The organism is Vibrio sp. NC2, assembly GCF_025195005.1.
Lineage (GTDB): Bacteria > Pseudomonadota > Gammaproteobacteria > Enterobacterales > Vibrionaceae > Vibrio > Vibrio splendidus.
On the sequence record NZ_JANVFC010000053.1, the window covers coordinates 1 to 608 of the forward strand.

Annotated in this window: 1 tRNA gene and 1 rRNA gene; both read left to right on the forward strand. The window is 40.3% G+C overall.

Going from position 1 to position 608, the window contains the following annotated elements:
* A 16S ribosomal RNA gene (locus NX845_RS23385) occupies nucleotides 1-67 on the forward strand; the annotation flags it as partial.
* 67 nt (nucleotides 68-134) lie between these two features.
* Nucleotides 135-210: transfer RNA gene (locus NX845_RS23390), tRNA-Glu, on the forward strand.
* Nucleotides 211-608 lie beyond the last annotated feature (398 nt).

The following is a 608-nucleotide window of genomic DNA, read 5'->3' on the forward strand; positions in this document are numbered from 1 at the left end:
GTTCATGACTGGGGTGAAGTCGTAACAAGGTAGCCCTAGGGGAACCTGGGGCTGGATCACCTCCTTATACGAAGATACTTACGATGAGTGTCCACACAGATTGATTAGGTTTAGAAAGTAAAAGAGATACTAGTGTCCCGTTCGTCTAGAGGCCTAGGACACCGCCCTTTCACGGCGGTAACAGGGGTTCGACTCCCCTACGGGATACCATCTTTAAGTATTCTCTTCTATCAGAGTATTTAAAAATGGTTCATTAGTTTGAATCAAGCTCTTTAACAATTTGGAAAGCTGACTGATTGATTACTTACGAGTAATTCAATCAAATTTAAAAGTTCTCAATGTTTATCTTTCATTAGATAAACACAACAAACACATTCAAGTGTCTTGTATTCGAATCAATGTTTACATTGATTCACAATTGAGTCCGGCAAACAGTCATCAAGAATTAACCCTTCTTGATGACAACCAAAAACCTTGGTTAGTTGCCATACGCTTATTTGTCTTCACTTTTTAAAGTGAAAGCAAATAGAAACCCTTTCGGGTTGTATGGTTAAGTGACTAAGCGTACACGGTGGATGCCTTGGCAGTCAGAGGCGATGAAAGGCGTA